Annotated in this window: 20 protein-coding genes; 4 read left to right on the top strand and 16 right to left on the bottom strand. The window is 72.6% G+C overall.

Going from position 1 to position 25498, the window contains the following annotated elements; all coding sequences use genetic code 11:
* Positions 1-253 precede the first annotated feature (253 nt).
* The gene (locus IT347_04720; GenBank protein ID MCC6348883.1) at positions 254-1276 is read left to right on the top strand and encodes a hypothetical protein; all 1023 of its coding nucleotides are present in this window, start codon (positions 254-256) and stop codon (positions 1274-1276) included.
* A 63-nt stretch (positions 1277-1339) separates the two neighbouring features.
* Here IT347_04720 and IT347_04715 read toward each other — a convergent pair whose 3' ends face one another.
* The 11 genes from IT347_04715 to IT347_04665 all read right to left on the bottom strand — a co-directional run bounded on the left by IT347_04715 (position 1340) and on the right by IT347_04665 (position 13397).
* Positions 1340-1876 carry a thioredoxin family protein gene (locus tag IT347_04715; GenBank protein ID MCC6348882.1) on the bottom strand — a complete coding sequence of 179 codons (537 nt, stop codon included), beginning with the start codon at positions 1874-1876 and terminating at the stop codon, positions 1340-1342.
* A complete protein-coding gene (locus IT347_04710; GenBank protein MCC6348881.1) occupies positions 1863-2570 on the bottom strand; it encodes a hypothetical protein in 708 nt (235 codons plus the stop codon). Before IT347_04710 ends, IT347_04715 begins: the two co-directional genes overlap by 14 nt.
* A complete protein-coding gene (locus tag IT347_04705; GenBank protein ID MCC6348880.1) occupies positions 2567-3547 on the bottom strand; it encodes an ABC transporter ATP-binding protein in 981 nt (326 codons plus the stop codon). Before IT347_04705 ends, IT347_04710 begins: the two co-directional genes overlap by 4 nt.
* Before the next feature lie 32 nt (positions 3548-3579).
* Entirely contained in the window at positions 3580-4881 is a 1302-nt protein-coding gene (locus IT347_04700; protein MCC6348879.1) for a GAF domain-containing protein, read from the bottom strand.
* Positions 4882-5015: 134 nt separating this feature from the next.
* A complete protein-coding gene (locus tag IT347_04695) occupies positions 5016-5297 on the bottom strand; it encodes an HU family DNA-binding protein (protein MCC6348878.1) in 282 nt (93 codons plus the stop codon).
* A 258-nt stretch (positions 5298-5555) separates the two neighbouring features.
* On the bottom strand, positions 5556-8168 hold the full coding sequence (locus IT347_04690; protein ID MCC6348877.1) for a T9SS type A sorting domain-containing protein: 2613 nt from the start codon (positions 8166-8168) through the stop codon (positions 5556-5558).
* A gap of 62 nt (positions 8169-8230) precedes the next feature.
* Complete coding sequence (locus IT347_04685) at positions 8231-9520, bottom strand: YcaQ family DNA glycosylase (protein MCC6348876.1); 1290 nt, start codon at positions 9518-9520, stop codon at positions 8231-8233.
* Between the two features lie 100 nt (positions 9521-9620).
* Positions 9621-11012, bottom strand: a complete 1392-nt coding sequence (locus IT347_04680) for a 4Fe-4S dicluster domain-containing protein (protein ID MCC6348875.1) — start codon at positions 11010-11012, stop codon at positions 9621-9623.
* A gap of 114 nt (positions 11013-11126) precedes the next feature.
* The gene (locus IT347_04675) at positions 11127-11513 is read right to left on the bottom strand and encodes a hypothetical protein (protein ID MCC6348874.1); all 387 of its coding nucleotides are present in this window, start codon (positions 11511-11513) and stop codon (positions 11127-11129) included.
* The gene (locus IT347_04670) at positions 11510-12538 is read right to left on the bottom strand and encodes a zinc-binding dehydrogenase (protein ID MCC6348873.1); all 1029 of its coding nucleotides are present in this window, start codon (positions 12536-12538) and stop codon (positions 11510-11512) included. The genes IT347_04675 and IT347_04670 overlap by 4 nt, the downstream gene beginning before the upstream one ends.
* A gap of 4 nt (positions 12539-12542) precedes the next feature.
* Positions 12543-13397, bottom strand: coding sequence for a hypothetical protein (locus tag IT347_04665; protein ID MCC6348872.1), 855 nt, complete (start codon positions 13395-13397; stop codon positions 12543-12545).
* Between the two features lie 272 nt (positions 13398-13669).
* Here IT347_04665 and IT347_04660 point away from each other — a divergent pair, with 272 nt between their 5' ends.
* Positions 13670-15727, top strand: a complete 2058-nt coding sequence (locus IT347_04660) for a hypothetical protein (GenBank protein MCC6348871.1) — start codon at positions 13670-13672, stop codon at positions 15725-15727.
* Positions 15724-17325, top strand: coding sequence for a CotH kinase family protein (locus tag IT347_04655; GenBank protein MCC6348870.1), 1602 nt, complete (start codon positions 15724-15726; stop codon positions 17323-17325). The genes IT347_04660 and IT347_04655 overlap by 4 nt, the downstream gene beginning before the upstream one ends.
* A 21-nt stretch (positions 17326-17346) precedes the next feature.
* Here the strand turns inward: IT347_04655 and IT347_04650 are convergent, their stop codons facing one another.
* Both IT347_04650 and IT347_04645 read right to left on the bottom strand, forming a co-directional pair.
* Complete coding sequence (locus tag IT347_04650; protein MCC6348869.1) at positions 17347-18477, bottom strand: deoxyhypusine synthase; 1131 nt, start codon at positions 18475-18477, stop codon at positions 17347-17349.
* A 127-nt stretch (positions 18478-18604) separates the two neighbouring features.
* Positions 18605-19630: a DUF1028 domain-containing protein gene (locus IT347_04645; protein MCC6348868.1), complete on the bottom strand. Its 1026-nt coding sequence runs from the start codon at positions 19628-19630 to the stop codon at positions 18605-18607.
* Between the two features lie 171 nt (positions 19631-19801).
* On the opposite strand from IT347_04645, the gene IT347_04640 reads away from it, so the two are divergent.
* Positions 19802-22057 (top strand): carbohydrate binding family 9 domain-containing protein, encoded by a 2256-nt coding sequence (locus IT347_04640; GenBank protein MCC6348867.1) that lies wholly within the window; start codon positions 19802-19804, stop codon positions 22055-22057.
* 219 nt (positions 22058-22276) lie between these two features.
* Here the strand turns inward: IT347_04640 and IT347_04635 are convergent, their stop codons facing one another.
* The 3 genes from IT347_04635 to IT347_04625 all read right to left on the bottom strand — a co-directional run.
* Positions 22277-23503 (bottom strand): FAD-binding oxidoreductase, encoded by a 1227-nt coding sequence (locus IT347_04635; GenBank protein ID MCC6348866.1) that lies wholly within the window; start codon positions 23501-23503, stop codon positions 22277-22279.
* Positions 23500-24969: an FAD-binding protein gene (locus IT347_04630; GenBank protein ID MCC6348865.1), complete on the bottom strand. Its 1470-nt coding sequence runs from the start codon at positions 24967-24969 to the stop codon at positions 23500-23502. Before IT347_04630 ends, IT347_04635 begins: the two co-directional genes overlap by 4 nt.
* 299 nt (positions 24970-25268) lie before the next feature.
* The coding region (locus IT347_04625; protein ID MCC6348864.1) for a hypothetical protein at positions 25269-25498 on the bottom strand (230 nt) is incomplete at its 5' end.

The raw sequence follows: 25498 nt of genomic DNA, 5'->3' as shown, positions 1-25498 counted from the left end.
GCCCAGCAGTGTCGCGTACAGCGTCCGGCTGTCGATCGTCATCGCGCGTCCTCGCGGTCAGGGTCCGCGCGCAGCCTATCAGGCCATCAAGCCGCTGTTCTCAGCCACACGAAAGTCGGAAGGCCCACATACTTGCCCCCCCAGGGAAGTGATAATCGCGCCATCGGCGCTGGCCCGCGACGGCTACTTGAGCCTCCCGCCACGACGTCCCCCGCTCGCGCTTGGGCCGCCTGCTCGACGTGAGGAGTCTCTCATGCGCGCCTACTTACCCTGTCGCGCCGTTTTCGGCTGCCTCCTGGTCGTCTGCGCGGCCCTTTCCCCGTCACCGACCTCCGGACAGAACCTCGACTTCGCTGACCCGCCATGCGGACTCGCTGGAGACTCCGCATACGCCGCAAACGGCGGTCCGTACACGTGGAATCCATTTCATTACTACAGAGTCCCGCTTGCTCTCAGCCGGCGTGCCAACCGGGACTTCGAGTTCCTGTGGAGCGACACGTACAAGTCGCGCCTCCACACGCCGCTCGATTCGCTGAGCGGTACGCCGGCAATGACCGACATCGATCGGCTGGGGCTTGTTGTGTGCGAGGAGCGCGGGCGAAACCCGTTCGGGCTGCCCTCGACCGACCTCCAGCTCGCCTATGACTTCCTCGCCCAGAGGCAGGTGCTGGACTCGCTGGGCGTGCCTATTGAACGGCGCAACACCTACAACTCAGATCAGAACGCACCGATCGGTATTCGCGTCGCCCAACCCAGCTACCCCGACGCGGAACGCACCCATATCGACGCGTACATCTTCGGCAGGCAGTTCAGTGGCTACGGCCAGTGGGCGACCTACGCAGGCGACGGCTGGGAATCTGGCGGTCGCATCCACAACTATGGCCTGTCGCCATCGGGTTACTGGTGGGCGACGGCCGAGGACAGCGCGACGGTGAATGACCCCGGCTTCTACCACGAGAACTCCCTTCAGATCCCCGGCCCGTTCCCGTCACAGGTCGGCAATACGGGCCCGGGCCGCTGGACGCGTCCGGGAGGAACGGCGAACAGCCAGCTCATCCACGAGTCGCTGCACGCGATCAACTACGACACCGGACAAGGACTCAATTATCTCCACATGTTCGCGAGCGGTGACGGCGCGTTCGGGCCGGGCACGCACGCGATCATGTGGGACGGCACGGATGGGACGGGCCAGCGGGCGCGGCCGGGAGTCTACCTCTACCGAATGACCGCGCCGGGATTTCGTGACCAGCGGCGCATGGTGCTGTTGGGCCGGTAGGCGCGCGGTCGGGCGACAACGCGAGGGGCCGGCCGATGCGACCGGCCCCTCGCGCCAACTCGCTCAGCGCACCGGCGTACCGTCGGGGGCGACGCCGGACTGAACGGCGTAGGCGCTGCGCGAGATCCACTGCAGCGTCGGCTGGCTGCCGGCGAAGCCCGTGCTCCTCTGGCTTCGGCCGCTCTTCGGCGAGAAGACGACCAGCGTGGGAAAGCCGTCCACGGCGTAGGCGCGCTGCAGCGAGTCCACCCACGCGGCGTTGCGGCCCTCCTCGCGCTGGCGATCGAGCACGCGGACGGGAACGACCATGCCGGTGATGGCCTTCGCGGACTTCTCGTCCGAGAACAGTTCCGCCTTCATCGCGTTGCAGGGCGGGCACCAATCGGCGGTGAAGTCGTAAAGGATCGGCTTGCCGGTCTGCTTCGCGAGCGCTTCGGCGCCCGCGAACTCGACCCACGCGACCTTTTCGGACTTCTTCGGCGGGTTGTACGACTCCCACACGCCCCAGCCCACGCGGACCAGGAACAGCGCCGCGGCGACCAGCAGCAGCCACGAGGGGTCGAAGCGCGTCGAGCCGGGGCGCGTCTCAGCCGGCGGCATAGGACAGCTCCTTTCGATTGACGACCCACACGGCCACGGCGAGCGAAGCGGTCAGCGTCGAGAGCGCGGCGATGAGCCCGTAGGGTTGCGGATCGCCCGCGCCGAAAAGCCAGCCGGCGTGCACGCTCGGTATCAGCGTGAGCTGCAGCTCCTGTGCGGCGCGCTCGAGCGCGCTCCAGTCCTCGGCCCGGGCGATACCGCCGACGAGCGAGCCGACGAGGGTGACGATCACCCATACGCCGACGTCGCCCAGCCCGTTGACCAGCGACGACAGCATCACCATGAGCGCGGCGCCGGTGAACGAGACGAACACGCATTCGAGCGCGAGCGCGGCGGCGTCCGCGCCCGGCGGCACCGTGCCGCGCGCGACGATCACCATGACGCCGATCGCGAGCTGCACGAGCCCGAGCGCGGCGGCGAAGCCGCCCGCGCCCGCCCAGCGGCTGAAGACGTAGGCGCTGCGCCGCAGCGGGCGCGCGAACGTCAGCGTCAGCACACCGCTTGAAACCTCCTGGCCGATCGCGCCCGCGGCGAGTATGAACGCGAACCACAGAGGCGAGCCTTCGAGCACCGAGAGATTCCGGGTGATCGCGACGGCGCCGAGGGGCGCGAGGAAGCTGAAGCCGAGCAGGATGATCCGCAGCGGGCTGGTGAGCCGCTGGCGCAGGAACGCGACGATCAGCGCCGGGCTCATCGCGCCTCCCCGCCGGGCGCGGCGAACAGCCGCTCGAGCCTGCCTTCCTCCGGCGCGGCCTCGACGACGGGCTGGCCGTCGGCGAGCAGCTTCGCGAGCAGGCGTGTCGCGCCGGCGTCGTCGGCGACGATGAAGCGAGCCTCGGGCGCGACCCAGTCCTTCCACTGCGCGCCCGCCTCGAGCGCGATGGCCGCGAGCCGCACGGCATCAGGTGGCGGCGCGTCGGCCGCGAGCCGCACGCGCAGCACGCGCGCGTGCGCGGCGCCGGCGCGGACGGTGTCCATCGCTTCGATACGGCCGGCCTTGACGAACACGACGCGCGTGCAGATCCGCTCGACTTCGGCGAGCTGGTGCGAGTTGACCAGGATCGTGACGCCGGTGTGCGCGAGCTCGGAGAGCAGCCGCCGGAACAGCACCACGCCCGCCGGGTCCACGCCCGAGATGGGCTCGTCGAGGAACAGCAGTCGCGGCGAGCCGAGAAGCGCCTGCGCGAGGCCGAGCCGCTGGAGCATGCCGCGCGAGTAGCGGCCGATGCGCTGGGCGCCGGCTGAGCGCTCGAGGCCGACGCGCTCGAGCACCGCCTCGCAATCGGACGTGCGCGTCGCGGCGGGCAGTTTCGCGAGCGCGTGGTGCAGGTGCAGGAAGCCGAACCCGCTCATCCAGCGGTCGAGCACGAGCCTCTCGGGCAGGTAGCCGGTGATGGCGCGGATCTCGAGGTCGTCGGGCGCGTGGCCGTCCACCTCGATCCGCCCGGAGTCGGGCGTGAGGTAGCCGAGCAGGCAGCCCAGAAGCGTCGTCTTGCCGGCGCCGTTGGGACCGATGATGCCGAGCGTCTCGCCGCGCTCGACCGCGAGCGAGACGCCGTCCAGCGCCTTCACGGCGCCCGCCGGGCTCAGGCGGCGGTAGGTCTTGCTCAGATTCTCGACCGAGATCATCGCCATGCGCGTGTTTCTACCATCGCGGCGCGGCGCGGTCACGCTGGAAGGCGGACGCCGGGGCCGCACCAGCCCTACGCCGCGCCGGCCTCCGGGCCTGCTTCGCGGGTGGCGGACGGCGGCGCCGCCGGCCGGTCCACGGCGGCGGCCGCCCGCAGGGCGAGCGCTTCGCGGGCCGCGCGCAGCAGCGCCGAGTCGGACTTCGGCTTCGCGCCCTCACCGTGCGCGAGCGAGCCGCGCAGGTCGAGGATGCGGGTCTGCCCGGGGTAGGGGCGCGAGTTGGCCTGGATGAGGGTCGCCATCTTGCCGGTCACGCTCTGGATGCGCTTGGCGCCCTCGAGCACACGCTCGACCTTCTGGCGCGTCTCGGGGTCGAGGCCTTCGGCGCGCAGCAGGAGCTGCGCCGTGCCGACGATGGTCGCGAGCGGGTTGTTCACCTCGTGGTTGAGCGCGCCGACGGTCTCGGTCACGCCGCGCAGGCGCTCGGACTCGAGCAGCCGCGACTGGGCCGCCGACAGCTCCTCGTAGGCGCGACGCGTGGTCTCGAAGAGCCGCGCGTTGCGGATGGCGGCGCTCGCCTGCGTGCCGACCACGTTGAGCACGCCCAGCTCGTGACGGCCGTAGCGGCCCTCGACCTCGTAGTCCTGCAGCGCGAGGATGCCGATCGCCTCGCCGTCCGAGAGGATCGGCACGCCGACGAACGAAACACTCGGCCGCCCGAGCGGCTCGACGCCCATCTGCTGGAGCTGCGCGTGCACGTCGCCGTTCAGCAGCACGGGCTGGCGGCTCAGGATCATGTGCTCGGTCACGCTGTTGCTGAAGGGGCGCGCACGGTTGACGCCGGCGATGCGACCTTCCTCGACCCACAGGGCGAACTGGATGCTGTTGGTTTCGCGGTCGTGCAGGGCGAGGAAGAAGTGCGAGTTGTCCATCATGCGACCGGTCTGTTCCCAGATCCGGCGCGCGAGGACGTCCATCTCGAGCGTTCCCGAGAGCGCCATGCCGATGTCGTTGAGCACGGTCAGCTCGCTGTTGCGCAGGAACAACTGGTGGCGCCACGCGACTTCTTCCGAGAGATCGGTGAGCTGGACGGCGATGGTGCCGTCGTCGTCGCCGGCCTGCGCGGTCAGGCGGAAGCCCTGGTCGGCGTGCTCGCTCGCGACCACGGGCAGGAACGCGTTCGAGCGTCCGGAGCGGCGCGCTTCGGCGAGCACGACCTGCGCCGACGGACCGAACAGCGCGGTCAGCTTCGGCTCGACGCCGTGCCGCGCGGCGAGGTCGTGGAACGCGCGGTTCGCATACAGCGTCTCGCCGCCGGGCAGCACGAGCAGCACGGGATCCGGCAGGCGTTCGAGCAGCGTGACGTCCACGGGCATGCGGTTGGGAGCCTCCGACTCGGCCGGGGTATCGGCGGATCGGGGGCGGCGCTGAACCCCGCCGGCGGGCCGCAAAACCGAAGGCCCCGGCGTGTACGCCGGGGCCCCGGAGAAAGCCGTGATGCCGAAGCGATCTACTTCAGCACCGAGTCCTTCATGGCCTTCGCGATGCGGAACTTGAGGACGCGCTTGGCGGCGATCTTGATGGCTTCGCCCGTCTGCGGGTTGCGGCCCATGCGCGCCTTGCGGTTCACGATCACGAGCTTGCCGACGCCCGGGAACACGAAGCCGTTCTTCGCCTGCTTGGCGGCGAGCGAGGCCAGCTCCATCAGGATCTCGGTGCTCTGCTTCTTGCTGAGCTCGAACTTGTTCGCGATGTGGCCGGCGATCTGGGTCTTCGTCATCATCTTCGCCATCGGGGATCCTTCCTCTCTGGAGACGGTGGAACGGTGCTGCAAAACGGACGGACGCGAGTCGAGCGCCCTAGCCGGACGTGGGTATAGCAGCGACGACCGCGATTTCAAAGGGAAAATCGGCAGGGGGGGTGGTTTCGCGCCCGGCTGGCGCGGTCGAAACCGCTCGCAACATTCGGGCCGCGGCTGGCGCGGTCGAAACGGCGGTCGGTCGCGGCCGCCCGGCGCGCTCGTCCGCGCAGCCGGGCGGAACCGTCCGCCTCAGTCGGCGAGCACGACCCGGCGCGAGACGCTCGCGCCGCCCGAGGTGGCGCGGACGTAGTAGACGCCGGCGCGCGCGAGATGCCCTGCGGCGTCGCGCCGGTCCCAGCGGATCGTGCGCCGGCCCGCGCCGGGGGCGCCCGGATCGAGCGACGCGACCCGGCGGCCAACCACGTCGAAGACCGCCACTTCCGCGCGTTCGTTGCGAGGAAGGTCGAGCGTCAGCCGAAGCGACTCGCGGGCGGGGTTCGGCCACGGCGCCGACAGCGCGAGACGCGCCGGCGGAGCGTCCGGACCGGCGGCCAGCGGCATCGCGCCGAGGTCCAGCTTCCAGGTCGAGCGTCCGTGGGTGAAGGCGAAAAGTTGCCGGGATCCCGCGTGCAGGACGAGGTCGGCGATCACCTGCAGCGGCAGCCCGGAGCCGAGGGCGTACCACCAGGCCCCGCCGTCCGCCGTGGTCCACACGCCGGTGTCGGTCGCCAGGTAGAGGCGCTGGGGATTCGCCGGGTCCACGACCAGGTCGTTGGCGGGCATGTTGGCGAGGTTGCCCGAGACGTTGGTCCACGAGCCGCCCTGGTTCAGGCTGCGGTGGACGAGCGTGGCCTGATCGTCCGAGGTGTAGCCCGAGTGCGTCACGTAGACGCCGAGCGCGTTGGCCGGGTCCGGCACGACGCGCGTCACCCAGCGCTTCGGCAGCCCCGCCGAGATGTCGTCCCACGAGGCGCCGGCGTTGAGCGAGCGCCAGACTCTTCCGTCGTCGGTGCCCGCGTAGTACACGCTGGAGCTGGCCGGCGAAATCGCGAGCGTGGTGATGGTGCCGTAGAGCAGCTGCGTGACCGGGTTGGTCGAGAGGTCGCCGCTCACCTTCGCCCAGGTGAGGCCGTTGTCGGTGCTCTTGTAGACGTATTGGCTGCCGGCCAGCAGGACGTTGTGGTCGGACGGGTCCATGCAGATCGGCGTGCTCCAGCCGAAGCGGTCCGACGACACCCACCCCGACGTGGTCGCGCCCGAAGGTCCGCCGGTGGTCGAGCGTCGGAAGCCGGAGTTGCTGCAGCAGTACTGCCACTCGCTGAAGACGATGTTCGGGTTCACCGGGTCCACGAGCTGGTAGAAGCCGTCCCCGCCCAGGATCGTGAACCAGCCCGAGGGGCCGGTGGCGGTCTTGATCGAGCTGTTGTCCTGGGCGCCGCCGTAGAGCTTCGTCGCGTCGGTGGGGTCCACCTCGCCTGCGTAGAACTGCGTGATGGGCAGGTTCAGCGACTTGGCGAAGTTCGAGCCGTCGTTCGTCCAGTAGAGCCCGCCGTCGTTGCCGACCACATAGCGCGTCGAGCTGGCCGGGTCGAGCCACAGCGCGTGATGGTCCACGTGCATGGAGCCGCCGACCCCGCTCCAGGTGGCTCCGCCGTCGAAGGACTGGAGCATCGAGACGCCGAGCGCGTAGACGTGGTCGGCGTTGAGCGGGTCCACGCCGTTCTCGCCGAAGTACCAGGCGAAGCCGCCGAAGGCGTTGCGGAACGTCGTGCCGACGTCACGCTTCGTCCAGGTCGTTCCGCCGTCGGTGCTCCGGTACCAGCCGAGGCCGACGTAGCCGCTGGCCGCGCCGCTGCTGATCTGCGCGTGCACGATGGAGGGCCGCGAGCGCGAGACCGCCAGCCCGATGCGGCCGACGTCGTCCGAGGGCACGGGCAGCCCGCTCGTCATGCGGGTCCACGTCGCGCCGCGGTCCACGCTGCGCCAGATCCCGCACTCGGGGCCGTAGGCGCGCCGGTAGGTGTTGCGCCGCACGCGCTCCCAGGTCGAGCAGAAGACGGTGTCGGGGTGCAGCGGGTTCATCGCGATGTCGCTCACGCCCGTGCTGTCGCTCACGAACAGGACCTGGTCCCAGGTCGTGCCGCCGTCGAGCGTGCGGTAGAGGCCGCGGTCGGGCCCGGTCGAGAACTGGCGGCCCATGACGCCGACCAGCACGTGCTGCGGGTCGGCTGGGTCCACGACCACCGAGCTGATCCGGCCCGCCGCGCCGAGCCCGCGAAAGTTCCAGCTCGCGCCCGCGTCGGTCGTGACCCACAGGCCGTTGCCGTCGTAGGAGTCCACCGAGCCGTTCGCCTCGCCCGTGCCCACCCAGACGACGTCGGGGTTCGAGGGGTCCACGGCCAGCGCGCCGATCGAGGCGAACGAGTTGCGGTCGGTCATGCACGTCCAGTTGGCGCCGCCGTCGCCCGATTTCCAGACGCCGCCGTCGGCCGCGCCCAGCCACAGCGTCGCGCCGCCGGGCGTCGCATCGAGCGCCGTGACGCGTCCGCCGATGTTGTAGGGGCCGACGTTTTCCCACTGCATGGGACCCGCGCTGGCGCGCAGCGCGCCGTCGCGTTCGGCCAGCGTGGCGTTCACCGCCGCGTCGTAGCGCGCCTGCGGCCAGGTGCCGTCGGCGTTCACGCGCTGCGCCCAGAACCAGTCGGCCGGCCGCTGCGGCCCGCCCTCGGCGCGCTCGCGGCGCTCCTCGTCGTCGCCGGCGTGCCGTTCGCGGAGCTGCCCGACCAGCAGCGGCGCGCCGGCGACGAGCGCGAGGCCGGCGAGCAGCACGCCGAGTCGGACACAGGTGCGGGTGCGCGGCATGGCGGGTGCTCCTGAAGGGTGAGGTCGCGCGATCCGTGCGGGGGAGGTCGTCCGCGCGAATTCTACGGTTCGGGCCCCGCTTCCCGCAACGCCCGCGCGAGCGGAGCGCGCAGCGCCGCGGGCACGACGCGGCCGAGCTTCACCCGGCTGGCGCCGGTGAACCGGGCGAGCGAGCGCAGGCTGTCGGCCGTGCCGCGCAGCGCGTCGTTCAGCCGGATCGCGCCCCAGGCGCCCCCGGGCGGCGTCCCGCCGTTCACGAGCCACGGCTCGAAGCCGACGCGGCGGGCCTCGAGCACGCCCTGACCGCGGTGCAGCTTCGGATCCACCCGGCCCACGAACCGCCCCTCGTGCAGGATCGGCAGCACGTAGTAGCCGTGCTTGCGCCGGTGACCGGGCACGTAGATCTCGATCCGGTAGTGAAACCCCCACAACCGCAGGATGCGTTCGCGGTGCCACAGGAACGAATCGAACGGACACAGCAGGGTCGTTCCGCGCGAAGGCCGCCGCACCCTGGCCGCCTTCGCGAGCGCCGCAAGGTCGCCCGCGAGCGCGTACCAGTGACCGCGCAGACCTTCGATCGCGACCGGCACGATCCGGCCCTCGCGTTCGAGCGCGGCGACCGCGCCGCGCAGATCGGGCATGAAGAGTTTGGGCCACGTCCAGTAGGCGGCGAGGTCGTCGAGGCTCGCCGCGCCCATCGCGTGCAGCGAGCGCAGCACCCGTTCGCGGGCGAGTTCGCCGGGGGGCAGCGGCCGGGTCGAGGCGTAGCGCGGCAGCACGCGCTCCATCGGCGCGTAGAGCTTCTCGAAATTGCGGCGCGAGTGGACGGCGATGCGCCCGGCCTTCCACAGGTAGTCGAGCGCGTGCGTCGCCGGCTTCCACGTCCACCAGCCGCCGCCCTTGCCGCCGCCGGGACGCTCGAATCCGGAATTGCCGAGCGGCGCGCGCGCCGCGATCTCGCGTTCCACCTGATCCACGAACGGCTGCCGCCGCCCCGGGTAGCGGTGGCGTCGCCGGAAGTGCGCCGGCATGGATTCCATCGTCGCCCGCCACAGTGGCAGGTCGCGCGAGTCCACGAAGCAGGCGACGTGCGTGAGGTACTCGAGCAGCAGCCGGCGGCGATAGGCGAGCCGGTCGAAGGCGGCGCGTTCGAAGGCGCCGAACCGGCTCCAGAGCGTCAGCAGGTGCGCGCGCTCGAGCACGTTCACGCTGTCAATCTGCAGTCCGCAGGTCCCGCCGACGAAGTCCGCCAGCGAGCGGGCGGTGAAGCGTCGTGCGCGCGGCCGGTCGAGCCGCTGGCGGGCGAGGAACAGCGCCGCGGCGGCGCGGCGCGGGAAGACCGGGACGCTCATGCCCTCGGGCCGCCGTTCGCGCGCCCGCGGGGCCCCGCCCGCCGGGGCTCCGGTGGCGCCGGAACCCGCGGCCGGACCCGACGGCGCGTGCGCACGTTTTTCACGCGCCGCCGCCGGCCGGGTAGGCCGCGCCGAGCACTTCGACCAGGTGCGCGAAGGCGACCCGAACGCCGCGCCCGTCGGCGCCGCGGCGCATGTGCATCAGGCAGCCGGGGTTCGAGGCCACGACCATGCCGGGCGAGACGCTCGCGATGCTGTCGAGCTTGCCTTCGAGCTGGGCGTCGGCCAGCTCGGGCTGGACGAGGTTGTAGACGCCGGCGCTGCCGCAGCACCAGTCGCTGTTCGGCAGGTCCACGAGCCGCACGCCGGGCAGCGCGCGCAGCAGGCGCCGCGGCGCCTCGCGCACCTTCTGCGCGTGCGCGAGGTGGCAAGCGTCGTGGTAGGCGACGAGCAGGTCGTGCGAGGAATCGCCCCGCGCGTGCAGGCGCGTTCCGGCGGCCGGCAGCCCGAGCTGCTCGAGCACTTCGGAGACGTCGCGCACCCGGCCCGAAAAGCGCTCGACCCCGGCGTCGCCGCCGCACAGATGCCCCGCCTCGCGCAGCGCCGCGCCGCAGCCCGCCGAGTTCGAGACCACGTACTCGCAGTCGGCTCCGAAGGCGTTCGCGTTCGCCCGCGCGAGTCGCCGTGCGGCGTCGCGGTCGCCCGAGTGCGCGTGCAGCGCGCCGCAACAGCCCTGCGCCCGCGGCACGTGCACCTCGGCGCCGGCCAGCACGAGCAGCCTCACCGTTTCGCGATTGATCGCCGGGAACAGGGTCTCCATGACGCACGAGGTGTGGAACGCGACGCGTGCCTTCGCCGCGCCCGCGGGGTGAAGGACGAGCCCTTCGGCCCGCCGCTCGAGCCGCGCGTCGCGCGGAAGCCGGTGCTCGACGCGTTCGAGCCTTCGCTCGGCGCGGGGCTCGAGCGCGGGCGTCATCGCCAGCCCGCGCGAGGCGAAGCGCGGCAGCCAGCCGCGACGGTCGGCGGCGCGGGCGAGGGCCGCGAGCGGGCCGGACTGCGACAGGCGCAGCAGGTCGGCGGCGAGCTGCATGCGGCCGCGATGCGGCAGGACGTGACCGAGCACCCAGCGGCCGAGGAGCCGCAGCGGGCTCGCGCGGCGGACGCGCCGCTCGATCTGCGCGCGCGAGGCTTCCAGGAGCTGCGAGTAGGGCACGCCCGCCGGGCAGGCCGTCTCGCACGCGCGGCAGTCGAGGCAGCGGTCGAGGTGCGTGACCAGCTCCTCGCTCGGCGCGAGCCGGCCTTCGAGCAGCCCGCGCATCAGGTAGATGCGGCCGCGCGGCGAATCGGGCTCGGTGCGCAGCGTCCGGTAGGTCGGGCACGCCGTCAGGCACAGGCCGCAGTGAATGCAGGTCTCGATCCCGGTCCGCGACGGCGGGTCCGCGGAGTCGAACCACGAACGGCTCCCGGGGGCCGGATTGCTGGGCGCGCTCATGCGCGGCAGGTTAGCACTCGTTCCCCCGTGTGGCGCGCGTCCGTACGCGTGCACGCGTGGGCGCTGCGCGCGCCCCGCGCGGAGTCACGCCCGCCGCGATACGGAAGCTCGCGTTCAGTCCTCGCCGTCCTCGTCGCGCTCGAGGTGGAAGTGGTGAAGGACGCGGTGCAGCGCGGGCGAGAGGAGCACGCCGACGCTGGCGAGCAGCACGACGCCGCTGTAGAGCGCGTAGACGGACGCGAAGATCTTGCCTTCCTCGGTCCCGATCTCGGCCACCGGCCCCATGCCGCCGAGGATCATGGAGGCGTTGTAGACGCAGTCCACCCAGCTCGGGATCCCGGCGAGGGTGTGATAGCCGACGACGCCGATGAGCAGGGAGAAGGCGATGATCCCCGCGGCGAGGGCGGCGCTGCGCAGCATGCGGGCGCGAAAGACCCGCGGGGGCGCGAGCGGTTCGGTGACGTGCTCGAACTCGAAGGGTGCCCTGCGGCGGCGTTTCATGGCACCAGCACCACCTTTCCGAAATGGGCGCGCGATTCGATCCGCTCGTGCGCGGCGCGCGCCCGGGCCAGCGGCATCACGGAGTCCACGACCGGCTCGAGGCGGCCGGCCGACAGCTCGGCGAGCACCGCGACCATCTCGTCGCGCGTGCCCATCCACGAGCCGAGCAGCGAGAGGTGGCGGCCGAACAGCAGGTTCAGGTCGAGCGTCGCCTTCGCGCCGATCGTCGCCCCACAGGTGACGAGCCGGCCGTTGCGGGCCAGCGAGGCGACGCCGGCCTCGAAGACGCGTCCGCCGACGTGCTCGAACACGACCTCGACGCCCTTGCGGGCGGTGATCCCGCGCACGCGCGCGGCGATGTCCTCGCTCGCGTGGTTCACGAGCTGCTCCGCGCCGAGCGAGCGGGCGCGCTCGAGCTTGGCCGCGCTGCCCGCGGTCGCGATGACGCGCGCGCCGAGGAGCCGGGCCACCTGCACGGCGGCGCTGCCGACGCCGCCGCCGGCGCCGATCACCAGCACGTCCTCGCCGGCGCGCAGCTTCGCGCGACCGACCAGCATGTGCCACGCGGTCAGGAACACCAGCGGCGCCGCCGCGGCCTGCTCCCAGGTGAGCCGGTCGGGGAAGGGCAGGCAGTTGCGCGCCGGCACCCGCACGTACCCGGCGTAGCCGCCGTTGCGCCGCCGGCCGAGCACGTCGTGGTGCCGGCAGAGGTTGTCCTCGCCCGCGCGGCAGGCGTCGCACTCGCCGCACGAGAGCGTCGGGTGGACGAGCGTCTTCGCTCCCACGGCGAGGCCGGACACGCCGGGTCCGAGTGCCGCGACTTCGCCGACCACGTCGCTGCCGAGAACGTGCGGCATCTCGACGACCAGGCCCGGCAGCCCGGAGCGCACCCACAGATCGAGATGGTTGATCCCGCAGGCGCGCACCCGGACGAGCGCCTCGCCGGCGGCGGGGAGCGGATCGGGAATCTCGCGGGGCTCGAGCACCTCGGGTCCGCCGTGGCGCTCGAAGACGGTCGCCTGCACCGGACTACTCGTCGAACATGACGGTGGGCTCCTCGTAGAAGCGCACCTGGCGGGTCAGAAGTCGCTCGGCCAGCCAGCGCCTGAGCCAGGCGTTCTTCTCCTCGATCGGCGTCACGCGATCCATGCACTTCTCCAGCGGCACGTTCAGGCGCAGCGCCCGCCACTGGATCAGGTGGCGCGTGATGCCGGCGGGCAGGTGCTCGCCGGCGCCGGCGAGTTCGATCACCTCCGCCGGATCGAAGCGCGGGAAAACGACCAGCGCCGAAATCTCGGGATGCTCGAGGTGCGCCTGCGTCAGCGAGTCCGTGGTGACGCGAATGTACGGCACCTTGTCCTGATACACGCGCACGACCTCGTTGAGCAGGGCGTTGCGCTCGTGCAGCGTGCGCCCGCCCTGCACGGCGAGCGCGTCGCCGTCGGCCAGGACCACGCAGGCGAGCGCCTCCCGCCGCGCCAGCATGGCGCGCGCGCGCAGGTGCCGGTCGTGCGTGACCGTGAGCCCGGCGATTCGCGAAAGGCTCGTCTCGAGGTCGGCGTGGGCCGTGCTCGTGAGGCCGTGGTACCAGGTGAAGAGCTGCACCGCCGGGGTCTCGTAGCGTACGACCTGCGCGACGATGTGCGGCCAGCCGGCCGCCTTCGCGGCCGTCGTGCGGTTGGCTCCGTCGAGCACCACGAAGCGCGGCTCGACCCGGTGCCCGTCGCCCACCTGCGTGACGATCGGCGGGTTCCGCAGCACGCCCGATTCGCGCAGCTTCCCGACCAGCGGCAGCGTCCGCTGCAGGTCGTGGTACTCGTGCGGGAAGACGGACTCCACGGGTACGAACCGCAGGTCGGGAAGTCGGACGTCGGTGCTCGACATGGGCTGGCACTCTATATGGAGGGGCTTCGCGCCGGTAGCCGACCGCCCCTTCTGCGCGGCCGTCCGCTCGCGCAGGCCGGCGCGCGACGCGCGGCGGCGCGCATCGGCCGCGGCCCCCGGCGTGTCGCCGGCGCACCTGCGCCCCGCAGCCGGACGGCTCCCCGCCTCGCGAGCGCATTCGGCATTCCCGGCTGGCGGTTCGGGAATCGCCCGGGCTAGTTTCCCGGAGGCGGCGACGAACGACGTGCCCGAACCCTGGCGAGGTCCCACGGATGGCCACCGAGCACACGGCGCAGGCGGAATCGCGGCGGCCCGGCGTGGTCGTCCTGCTGATCGTGCTCCTGGCCGGCATCGCCGCGCTGCATGCCGCCGACCTGCGGCAGCCGTTCATGACCGACGACTACCTGTTCCTCGAGCAGGCGCGCGCCGGGTCGCTGTGGGAGGCGCTGACCAGCGCCGATCCGCTCGGGAACTACTTCCGGCCCGTCGGCCGCCAGGTGTTCTTCGCGCTGGTCGGCGGGCTCGGGGGCGAGCAGCCGTGGGTGTACCGGCTGGTGAACCTCGGCCTCTTCCTGGCGGCCACGGTTCTGCTGTTCCGCATCGCGCGCCGGCTGCTCGGCGGCCGCGCGGCGCTGGTCGCGGCCGCGTTCTTCGGGCTTCATTACGCCGCGGCGGTCCCGCTGCTGTGGATTTCGGGCTCGCAGGACATTCTCGCGTCCTTCTTCGGGCTGCTCTGCATCGAGACCGCGCTCGGCGGCCACCGGACCGCCTCCGCCGCGGCGCTGGCGCTCGCGCTGCTCTCGAAGGAGTCCGCGGTCGCGGCGCCGGTGGCCGTGGTGGCGCTGCTGTGGGCGCGGGGCGCGGACCTGCGCGGCGCGTTGCGCGCGAGCGCGGCGCTCGGGGGCGTGCTCGTGCTGTGGCTCGCGTTGTGGCTGGCCACCTCCGGCGCGCGCCCGGCGCGGCCCGATCTTCCGACGGGCGTCGCCGCGGCGCCGCTCGCGGCGTTCGTTCACGGGCTGCAGGTCGCGCTCGGCCTCGAGTTCCGCGCCGGCCAACCCGTGCTCGGCCACTGGAGCGCGTCGGCGCAGTGGCTGGCGATTTCCGCCGGGCTGCTGATCTGGCTCGCCGGCGGCGCGCGGGCCGGCGCGCCGGACGCCGCGCTGCCGGCCGGCGCGCGCGGCCGGGTGGCCTTCGCCGGTCTCGCATGGGCGGCGGCGGGCGCTGCGCCCGTCGTGGCGGTGTCGTCCATCTGGAGCGCGTACTTCTACCTGTTCGCGCTCGGCGGCGCGGCGCTTTCGCTCGCCGCCCTGCTCGCCACCGCCCCGCGCACGGTGGTCGCCGCGACGATCGCGCTGACCACGCTGCTCAGCGTTCAGGCCACCCGGCTCGACGAGTTCGCCGGCCGGCCGGATCCCTGGGCCTGGCGCTCGCACGTCACCGACCATTCCGTGCGCCGCGCCATGGGGCTGAGCTCGAAGTTCCTCGCCGAGCTGAAATCCGCGCGGCCGACGCTGCCGCGCCGCAGCACCGTCTTCTTCGCCGACGTTCCACCGGCCGCCGGCTGGCAGGCCGGAAGCGGAGCGCTGCTTCGCTGGGCGTACCGCGACACGTCGCTGCGCAGCCATTTTCTCGGCGAGTTCGGCGCGGGACTCGCCGCCCGCGGGCCGATCTACTTCTTCAGCGTCGAGAACGGCGCGCTGGTGGACCACAGCGACGATCCGATGATGCTGCCGTCGTTCGCCTACAGCATGCTGCTGGCCGACCGTCCGCAGGCCGCCAGCGACGCGCTCGACCTGGCGCTGACGAAGGACCCCTCCGCGCGGGACCTCCGCCGCTGGCGCGGCTGGGCGAAGCTCGCCCAGGGCGACACGCTGGCGGCGTACTCGGACCTGCGGGCGGCGGGCATCACACCCGTCTTTTCCGCGGCGCTCGACAGCACGGCGGGCGGCGTGAAGGCGGTGCCGGACACGGCCGCGCGCATCGCCTCGCTCGAGGCGGCCGTGCGGCTGGCCGGACTCTCGCCGAATCTTCACGCCCGCCTCGCGGCGTTGTACCTGGCGTCGCCGGAGCGGCGGACACAGGGCGCGATCGAGGCCTACGCCTATCGCGTGCTGCGGCCGCGGGCCCCGGACGCCTGGCGAAAGTGGGCCGCGGCGCAGCTCGCCGAACGCCAGTACGAGGCGGCGCTGCGCTCGCTGGAGCGGTACCGGGCGCTGCTCGCCGGCGAGGGCCGCGACGACACCGAGGCGGCGGCCGTCGTCGCCTCGCTGCGCCGGCTGTCGAGCGGAAGCATCGGCGGGCACGCCGCCATGCCGGAGGCGCCGAGATGAGCCGGGAGCCGTGCGGTCCGCGGTGCGCCGCGCCGCAAGGGAGGCGGCACCAGCGCTGGTTCGTGATGCTCGCGTGCGGAGCGGCGCTGGCGGCGGGTCCGCTGGTGCGCGAGTCGCTGGCCGCCGGCGATTCGCTGTTCGCCGGCGATCAGGTGCACGCGATCTCGATCGCGTTCGCGCAGCCGGCGTGGCGCGAGACGCTCGCCGCATGGCACGACGCGGGCGTCGAGACGTACCTGCCGGCCGTCGTGGTGGTGAACGGCGCGAGTTACGACAGCGTCGGGGTCCGATTCAAGGGTCAGTCGTCGTACCTGTTCTCGAACGACAAGAAGCCCTTCCGGCTCGTGTTCGACGAGTTCCGCGGTTCGCAGCGGCTCGACGGGCTCAAGAGCGTTCACCTCAACAACGCCTGGCGGGACCCTTCGTTCCTGCGCGAGAAGCTCCACCTGGGCTTTCTTCGCGATGCCGGCGTCGCGGCGCCCCGCGCCAACCACGCGACGCTGGAGGTGAACGGGGAGCCATGGGGGCTCTACGTGCTCGTCGAGCACGTGGACAAGAAGTTCCTCGAGTCCCGCTTCGGGGAGAAAGACGGCAACCTCTACAAGGCCGTGGACGGAATCGCCACGAACGCGGGCGGGGGACCGCCGCCACTGTCGGACTTCCGCTGGTACGGGCCCGACCCGGCCGACTACACGGATCGCTACGAGCTCAAGACCGACGACTCGGAGCGCCCGTGGTCCGACCTTCTCGCGGTGGCGGACGCACTCGCGCACTCGCCGGACCTGCCCGCGGCGCTTCCCTCGCTCGTCCAGCTCGAGCGCTTCGGTCGGGCGATGGCGGCCGACAACCTGCTCGGCAACCTCGACTCGTACGCGGGCAGCGGGCGCAACTTCTACGCCTACTTCCCAAAGGACGGTCGTCCGATGGAGTGGATCGCGTGGGACGCCGGCCTGAGCTTCGGCGCCTATCGGGTGGACCGTACCGACCCGCGGACGCTTCCGCCCGACTACGTGAGCGACGACGACGACCGCCCGCTGCTCGCCAGGCTGCTCGGGGAGCCGGCGCTGCGTCGGGACTATCTCGACGGCTACGCGGCGCTCTTCCGCGATCAGTTCTCGGTTCCGCGCCTGCTCGCGCGGGTGGATTCGCTCGCGGCCCTCGTGCGCCCGTACGTCCTCGCCGATCCGAAGAAGGCGACGACGAACGAGCAGTTCGAGGAGAGCCTGGTTTCCGACGTGCGCCTGGGCGACCTCGTCGTGCCCGGGCTGGCGTCGTTCCTTCGGGCGCGCGCGGCCACGGTCGCCGCGTGGCTCGCCGCGGACGGCGGCGCGCCGGCCGGCTGCCGGCTCGCGGGCATCGTGCCCAACCCCGCGCGCTCGAGCGTCTCGTTCACCGTCGAGCTCGCCTCCGCGGGGTCCCTGCGCCTGGAGGTCTTCGACCCCGCCGGTCGGCGCGTCGCGGAGCTGGCGAACGGTGCATGGTCCGCCGGCTCGCACACGCTGGACGCCGACGTCTCGGGTCTTGCGCCGGGCCTATACCTGTGCCGGCTGCGTGCGGCGCGCGGCGAGTCGGTGAAACGGATCGTCGTCCTGCCCTGAGCGCCCATCGCCGCGGCGCCGTTACTCCTTCGCCGCGCCCTCGTTCGCCCGTCCGTGCGCGAAGTACGCATCCTTCAGGCGCTGCATGACGTCGGCGCGGCGATCGTAGAGGCGCTTGCGCTCGCGCGGCGCGTGGCGGGCGAGCGCGTACGCGGTGAGCAGCGGCAGCGTGATCGTCGAGTCGGCGTAGCAGATCACCGTGCCCGGCAGCTGGTCGGGGTCGATCTTGCCCCAGCTCACCGCCTCGGCCGGCGTCGCGCCGGAAAGCCCGCCGGTGTCCGGCCGCGCGTCGGTGCAGGCGAGGAAGTAGTCGTGACCCTTCTCGGCGATGCCCAGAACCTCCTGGATCTGCGGTTCGGTCTGCAGCAGGAAGTTCTTCGGGCTGCCGCCTCCCAGGATCCACACGGCGCTCCGTCCGCCGCGCGCCTTCGCGTCCCAGACGATGCCGGCCGTCTCGTTGACGTCGGCGTTCACGTCGAGCAGCAGCTTGCCGCCCTCCAGCGCCTTGGCCGCGATGTTCATGCCGATGGACGAATCGCCCGGCGACGAGGTGTAGATCGGCACGCCGTATTCGTACGCGGCGGCCAGCAGCGAGCGGGCTTCGAGCCCCAGCTTCTGCTCGCGCGCGCGCAGGTACCTGCCGCACAGGTGGTGGAACTCGGCGGTGCTCATGGTGCGCTGGAACTCGGGGCCCGCGATGATCTCGCGGAAGAAGGCGTCGGTGTCGAGCAGCACCTCGTAGTCGAAGAAGATGTCGTAGATGCGCACGACACCCTTCTCGCGCAGCTCGACGTCGTCCACCGCGAACGTGCCCTGGTGCATCGCCAGCCCGAGGCCGAAGTGGGCGTCGTGGTACAGGTTCGCGCCGGTCGAGACGATCCAGTCCACGAACCCGGCGCGCATGAGCGGGATGATCGCGCTCATGCCGAGCCCCGCGGGCGTCAGCGCTCCCGTCACCGACAGCGCCACCGTGACGTCGTCGGCGAGCATCCGCTCGACCAGCAGCCGCGCGCCCTCGCGCAGGCGGGCGCCGTTGTAGGCGAGGAACGCCTGATCCACCAGGTCGGCGACGGTTTCCTTGCCCGTGATCGCCGGTGGGTTGATGCGGGTGCCGCGCAGGTAGCGGCTCGACGGCTTGTCCTTCGGGGTCATCTCGTCCTCGGGTGAGTCGGGTGAGTCGGGTGCGTGCGGCGTGCGAGGGCGCGGAAGATAACCCCGGCGTGCGGCCGCCGCTACCGGTGCGCGCGGCCCCGGCGGACCCCGCCGCGGATGGTCCGCGTCAGCGGCTCAGCCGGGAGCGGGACCGCATGCCCTGCACTTCGGCGATTTTCCTCGCGTCGTCGGGGAACAGGCCCACCTTCGCGAGCCGCGGGATCAGCTCCAGCCAGCGCGGTTCGCGCGCGAACACCTTGCGGAAGAGCTCGAGCCCCTCCTTCGTCTGGCCGGTCGTGTACATCGTGAGCGCCGCCCAGAACTGCAGCTCGACCACGTCGGGCGCGAGCTTCACCGCTTCCGCGTACGCCGCGGCGGCCTCGGCGGGTTTCTTCTCGGCCGTGAAGGCGTCGCCGCGGTCCTCGGCGTTGTAGGCGCGGCGCAGCGTGATGAGCCGCCGCAGCTCCTCGAGCGGCTTCGGCGAGTCCTCGACGCGCAGGTTGATGACGTAGTCGTTCCACGGCTTGCCCGAAGACCGGCCCTTCACGATCACCATCGCCGCCGACTGGCGGCCGCGGATGTCGCCGCCCGCCTTCTCGGCCGCTTCCAGCGCCTGCATCATCCGCTCGGCGAGATCGCCCTGCGCGCTTTCGAAGGCCGCCTTCATCGCCGGCCACACGGTCGCGTTCGCCATCAGGTTCGCCTGGCACGAGAAGCCGTCGCCCTGCGCGTCGCCCGCGTCCGGAATGCACGCCCTGCCCGTGTACGCGGCGATGCCGCCGAAGGCGTCCACCATCGCCACCTGCCGGCCCTCGTTGTGCGGATCGGCCTTGAGCAGCGAGTCGAGCGCCTCCTTCGCCGTGAGCCCCTCGCGCATGAGTTGCAGGCCGAGCGGGCCGTAGTCCACGAGCACGAGCGACTGCGTCGCCACCGCGCCGACGCCGGCCTCGGCCCACGGCACCACCGGCCCGACCGAGAAGTAATGCGACTGCACGGCGACGCCCATCTCGCCGGTCTTCGCGTCGCGCGCGACGATCGAGTAGGTGTGCGCGAGCGGGTTCGGCCGGCCGGCGGCCACGACGCCCGCGCAGGCGGGCGTGGCGATCGCGGCGGCGAGGGCAAGGGCGAGCGGCGCGGCGGCGACGGAACACATGAGCGGAACCTCCAGACCGGGTGAGTCGCGGCGGGAACGGCCGACACTATAAGGAATGCAGGGGAATGGCAGGCCCGCGAACACGATCTCGATTGAGCCGCCCCGGGCCGCGCGGCTACCCTGCGCCTCGCCTCACCCTGCTGCCGTCCCCGTCCCCGGCGGAGATCCCCCTTGAACTCGCTTCGCGGCCACGCGCTGGCCGTCTTCCTGGTCGTGCTCGCCCCGGCGGCCGCTTCCGCTTCGCCATCGGCCCGCCCGACCTGCGCGGTGACGCGCGCGAGCGGTCCGCTGCGCGTGGACGGCGTCCTCGACGAGCCGGCGTGGGCGGCGGCGCCGCCGATCACGGACTTCCGGCTGCTGTATGCGCGCGAGGGCCAGGCGCCGGGCGAATCCACGGCGGTGCGCGTGCTGGTGGACGAGCGCCGGATCGTGTTCGGCATCACCTGCATGGAGTCCCATCGCCCCGCGGCGAGCGTCATGCCGCGCGACCGCATTACCGATGGCGACTTCATCGCGATCCACCTCGACACCGACGGCGACGGGCAGCGCGCCTACATCTTCGGCGTGAACGCGTTCGGCGTGCAGCTCGACGGCACGCTCACCGACGAGCCCGACTTCCAGTGGGACGGCGTGTGGGACGCCGAGGTGCGGCGCGGGCCCGACCGCTGGACGGCCGAGATCGCGATCCCGTTCCGCACGCTGCGCTTCACCGAGGGCGGCGCGAGGCCCTGGCGGCTGTGGCTGCGCCGCCAGTGCGAATCGTTGAACGAGGTTTCCTCGTGGCCGCTCTGGAGGCAGGGCGAAGCGGGCGCGATCATGCTGCAGGCCGCCGACCTCACGGGCCTCGCCGGCCTGCGCGGCGGGCACGCCGTGTACCTCGAGCCCTACGTGGCGGGTTCGCTCGACGCGGCCCGCGGGACCGACGCGCCCGAATCGCGCGAGTGGAGCGACTCGCGCCGCCGCGCGGCCGGCCTCGACGCGCAGGCGGCGGTGACGAGCGCGCTCACGCTCAACGCGACCTACCGCCCCGATTTCAGCCAGATCGAGGCCGACGCGCTGCTCATCGAGGCCAACCAGCGCTTCCCGCTCCAGTACGACGAGAAACGGCCGTTCTTCCTCGAAGGCGGCGACGTGTTCCAGACGCCGCTCGAGCTGGTCTACACGCGCCGCATGGCGAGCCCGATCGCGGGAGCGAAGGTGGCGGGCCGGGTCGGCGCGCTCCGCACGGGCGCTCTGTGGGTGCGCGACGAGGGTGGCGTCTCGATGGCGGGCTCGGGGCACGGGCCCGCGGCCGACTCGAAGCGCGGCGACTACCTGCTCTCGCGCGTCGAGCTGCCGTTCGGGGAAGGCAACACGGTCGCCGTGCTCGGCGCGCTGCACGACCAGGACGGCGACTTCCCGGGCGCCTTCGGCCCGACCGCGCCCGCGGTCGCACGGGGCTCGCGCAACACGGTCCTCGCGGCCGACGCGAAGCTCAAGCTCTCGGACCGGCTGTCGTGGACGGGCCAGATCGCACGCACGGCGACGCGCCTCGACAGCGCGTACACGGACTCCTCGCTCGTCTTTTCGGGGTTGCAACCCGAGTTCCGCGGCGAACGCTTCTCCGGCGGCGCGTGGGTCTCGCGCCTGCGCTACGACACGCGCTCGCTGACGCTGCACGCGCGCGTCCGCGGCATGGGACCGCGGTTTCGCGACGAGCTGGGATTTCAGGAGCGCGTCGGCGTCCGCTACCAGCAGGCGATCGCCGAATGGCGCATGGACCCGCGGGACGGACCGCTCCAGCGCGCGATGTGGACGAACGAGGCGCTGGTCATTCACGGCCGGAACAACGCGCTCGACTACTCGTTCCTGAACTCGTGGTGGGACTTCCAGCTGCGGAGGAACTTCGAGTTCTCGCTCGGCTTCGAGGCGCTCGACGAGTTCTGGCTCGATCGGCGCTACCCGCAGGAGCGCGTCCACGCCTTCCTCGCCGACAACCGCTGGCGGCCCTTCACCTGGACGCTCGAGACGATCACGGGCGACGGGCTGTGGTACGGCGCGACCCCGGCCGAGTCGTACCGCGCCTGGACCGAGACATGGCTGTTCGACGGCACGCTGCGCCCGCAATCGTGGCTGACCGCCGCGATCAACCTGAAGCACTTCCGCGTCGCGCGCACGCCGACGCGCGGCGAGGTCGTGAACGTGTGGCTCGTCGGCGTCAACGCGAACGCGCAGTTCACCCGCCGGCTGTCGGCGCGCATTTACCCGCAGTACGACGGCGGTTCGAAGCATCTCGCGGTGAACGCGCTCGTCGGCTGGGTGCTGCACCCGGGCACGGTGCTCTACGCGGGCGTCAACGGCGGCTTCGACGAGCGCGTGGCGGACCGGCGCATGACGGCGACCTCGCGGCAGGTCTTTGCGAAAACGTCCTGGCGGTTCGAGCTGTAGCGCACGACCCGGATCGCAGCCGGGCTGGAGAGTTGGCGGCAAGGGGCGGGGGGCTCAATGGTCGCCCCGCGGACGAGCAGCGCGCAAGGAATTTGTTCGTGTGGGGGTGGTGGGCACGGCGACGGCGAGCGGGCGCGATGGCCCGGCAACGCCTCCCTTCGTTCGTCGCGGGGCTCCGGTGTCGCGCGGGAAGGACGCGATGCGCGTGACGCGCGTCCGCTACTCGCCGCGCTCCCAGCGCCCGCCCAGCGCCATCACGCCGGCGGGATCCAGCGACCGGCGCAGGGACGCGCGCAGCGCCGCGATCGCGACCGCGGGCGCGGGCCGCTCGAGCGCGACGCCGCGGGCTTCGGCGAGCGTGAAGCCCCGCCCGGCCAGCTCGGCGACGAGCGCCTCCGCCTCGGCCGGCCCGGGCCAGAGCAGCAGCCGGCCGCTCGGGGCGTGGAAGACGAGTCTCCCGGCGCACGCACGCCCCGCGAGGAACGCGACCGCGGCCGGCGTGTTGTGCGCGCTCGCGAACGTCAGGCGCGGGCCCTTCGCCTCCTCGAGATCGGCGGCCGCCTGCCAGATCGGCGGCACGGCCCCGCCCTCGGCCCGCGAGACGGGGGGGCCGAGCTTCGCGACGGCGAACGCTTCGCACTTGGCGAGCCAGGCCGCTTCGTCCTCCCAGCCGAGCACGACCGTGAACGCGGCAGGGGTCGCGAAATCGCCGAGGCCGGCCGCCGCATCGCGGCCGAGCACGGTGAGCGCGGCGGGCTCGCGGCGGGGGAAAACGGCCCAGCGGGGCGCGTCGGCCAGCGTCGCCGCGTCGCATTCGTAGGCGAGCGCGACGCGCGCGGGCGGCAGCGGCGCGAGCTTGAGGCTCGCTTCCAGCAGCACGCCGAGCCCGCCGCGCGAGCCGGCGAGCAGCCGGTGAACGGCGTGGCCGGCGACATTCTTGACCACGCGCCCGCCGGTCCTCGCGGGCACGCCGTCGCCGGTCACGAAGCGCGCGCCGAGGATGCGGTCGCGCGGCGCGCCCAGGCGCAGCCGCCGCGCGCCGCTCGCGTTCGCCGCGAGCACGCCGCCCAGCGTCGCGCGTGAACCGTGCGCGCCCTCTAGCGGCAGCTCGTGACCGTGCGAAAGCAGCGCCGCGCGCAGCGTCGCGAGCGTCACGCCGCACTCGGCCGAGACCGTGAAGTCGTCGGGGTCGTACACGGTCACGCGGTCGAGGCCGGTGAGGTCGAGCGCCACGTCGTAGCGGCCCTCGAACGCCTCGCCCTCCAGCGCGACGCCACCGCCCCACGGCACGAGCGCGAGCCCGTCGGCCGCGCACGCGCGCACGACCTCGGCCGCCTCCTCGACGCTCGCGGGCCTGACCGCGTGTGCGGGCGCCGCGCCGCCGAGCGCGAAGCGCGTGACGTCCTGCGCGCGCCCCGGCGCGATCGCCGACAGGAGGCCGCTCATATCCACGGTCCTTCCGCGTCGGGGCGCGGACGCATGCCCCCGAGCTGCGCGGGCCCGCGCGCGTGCGCCTCGCCGCAACCCGCGCCCGCGGGCAGGACCTTGCCGGGATTGAGCACGCCATCCGGGTTGAACGCGTGCCGCACCCGCTCCATGACCGCGAGGTCGTCCGCGCCGAACAGCTCGGACATCATCGGCCGCTTCTCGATGCCGACGCCATGCTCGCCCGAGATCGTGCCGCCGAGCCGGATGCACAGACGCAGGATCTCCTGCGAGACCTCGAGCGCGTCGGCCTGCTGCTTCGGCGAGCGCGCGTCGAACATCACGTTGGGGTGCAGGTTGCCGTCGCCCGCGTGGAAGACGTTGCCGACCGTGAGGCCGCGCTCCCCGCTCAGCCGGTAGGTGGCGGCCAACGCCTCGGCCAGCTTCGTGCGCGGCACGACGCCGTCCATCACGTAGAACCCGCTCGCCGCTCGCCCGAACGCGCCGAACGCCGACTTGCGGCCCTTCCACAGGAGCGCCCGCTCGGCCGCGTCCTGCGCCACGCGCGTCGAGCGCGCGCGGTGCGCCTTCGCGATCTGCTCGATGCGCGCCGCCTGCGGCTCGAGCGCGACCGCCGGGCCGTCGAGCTCGATCAGCAGCACCGCGCCGGCGTCGGTCGGCAGGCCCATGTGCAGCCACGCCTCGACCACGCCGGTCGTCACGCGGTCCATGATCTCCATCGCCGCGGGCACGATGCCGGCCGCGATGACGCGCGAGACCGTCTCGCACGCGTCGCCGATGTCGGCGTAGTCGAACAGCATCGTCTTGACGCCCTCGGGAACCGGCAGCAGCCGCACGCACACCTCGGTCACGATCGCGCACGTGCCCTCGCTGCCGACCACGACGCTCGCGAGGTCGAAGTCCGGCGCGTCGCACGCCTCGCCGCCCAGCGTCGCCGCGACGCCGTCGGCGAGCACGACCGTGAGCCCGAGCACGTGATTGAGCGTGACCCCGTACTTGAGGCAATGCGGCCCGCCCGCGTTGGTCGAGACGTTGCCGCCGATCGTGCTCACCTGCTGCGACGCCGGATCGGGCGCGAAGTAGAGGCCCGCGGGCGCGAGCTGCTGCGAGAGCTGCAGGTTCACGAGCCCCGGGTGCACCCAGGCGAACAGGCGCTCCTCGTCGAGCCGCAGCACCCCGTTCATGCGGTTGAGCGACAGCGACACGCCGCCCTGCTCGCAGGTGCAGCCACCCGCGAGCCCCGTGCCCGCGCCGCGCGGCGTGACGCCCAGCCCGTGCGCGCGCGCCCAGCGCAGGACCGCGCACACCTCGTCGGTCGAGGTCGGCAGCGCGACGACCTCGGGGCGGAACTTCTCGATGACCAGCGAGTCCGCCTCGTAGGTGAAGAGCGCGGCGTCGCTCGCCAGCACGCCTTCGGGGCCGAGCAGCGCGCGCAGCTCCGCGAGCGCCGCGGGAGTCAGGGGCATGGCGGGAAGCTAGACCGCGGCGCGGAGCGGGGCAAAGCGCGGGGGCGCCATGGCCAGGCGGTCAGGGCCGGCAGCCTGCGGCTTGGGTCGATCTCGCACCGAGGGCCGGGATTTCCCGGCCCTCGGTGGTCCATCGCATTACGAAATGCGCTTCACGTGGCAAGGCACACGATCTCTTCCGAAGTTGGGGGACGGCATCTGTTACGAGCCTGCGTCTCCGATCGGCCCTCGTGAACGCGCGTTCGCGAGGTGGGCCGGGGCCACTGCAGTCGCCGGTTGAGCTCAGCGCCGCGCCTGCGCTACGCCCCGGCCGGCGCTCCGAGGTTCGCGGCGAGCGTGCCGAGCGCGGCCTCGATCCGCGCCCAGCCCCGCTCGGGCGTGAAGCCGCCGTTGCGCCCGCAGGCCTTGGCGCCGACCACGTGGAAGCCGGGCTCGGCGCACTCGAGCGCGCCGCCCGTCTCGCGCACCTCCAGCTCGCGGCAGAACGACAGGTCGGGGCGATAGCCGGCGTTGACGATCACCTGGTCGG

The sequence above is a fragment of the Candidatus Eisenbacteria bacterium genome, from assembly GCA_020847735.1.
GTDB lineage: Bacteria > Eisenbacteria > RBG-16-71-46 > RBG-16-71-46 > RBG-16-71-46 > CAIXRL01.
The sequence above is the reverse complement of the archived record's forward strand: the minus strand, read 5'-3'. Positions and strand labels throughout refer to the sequence as shown.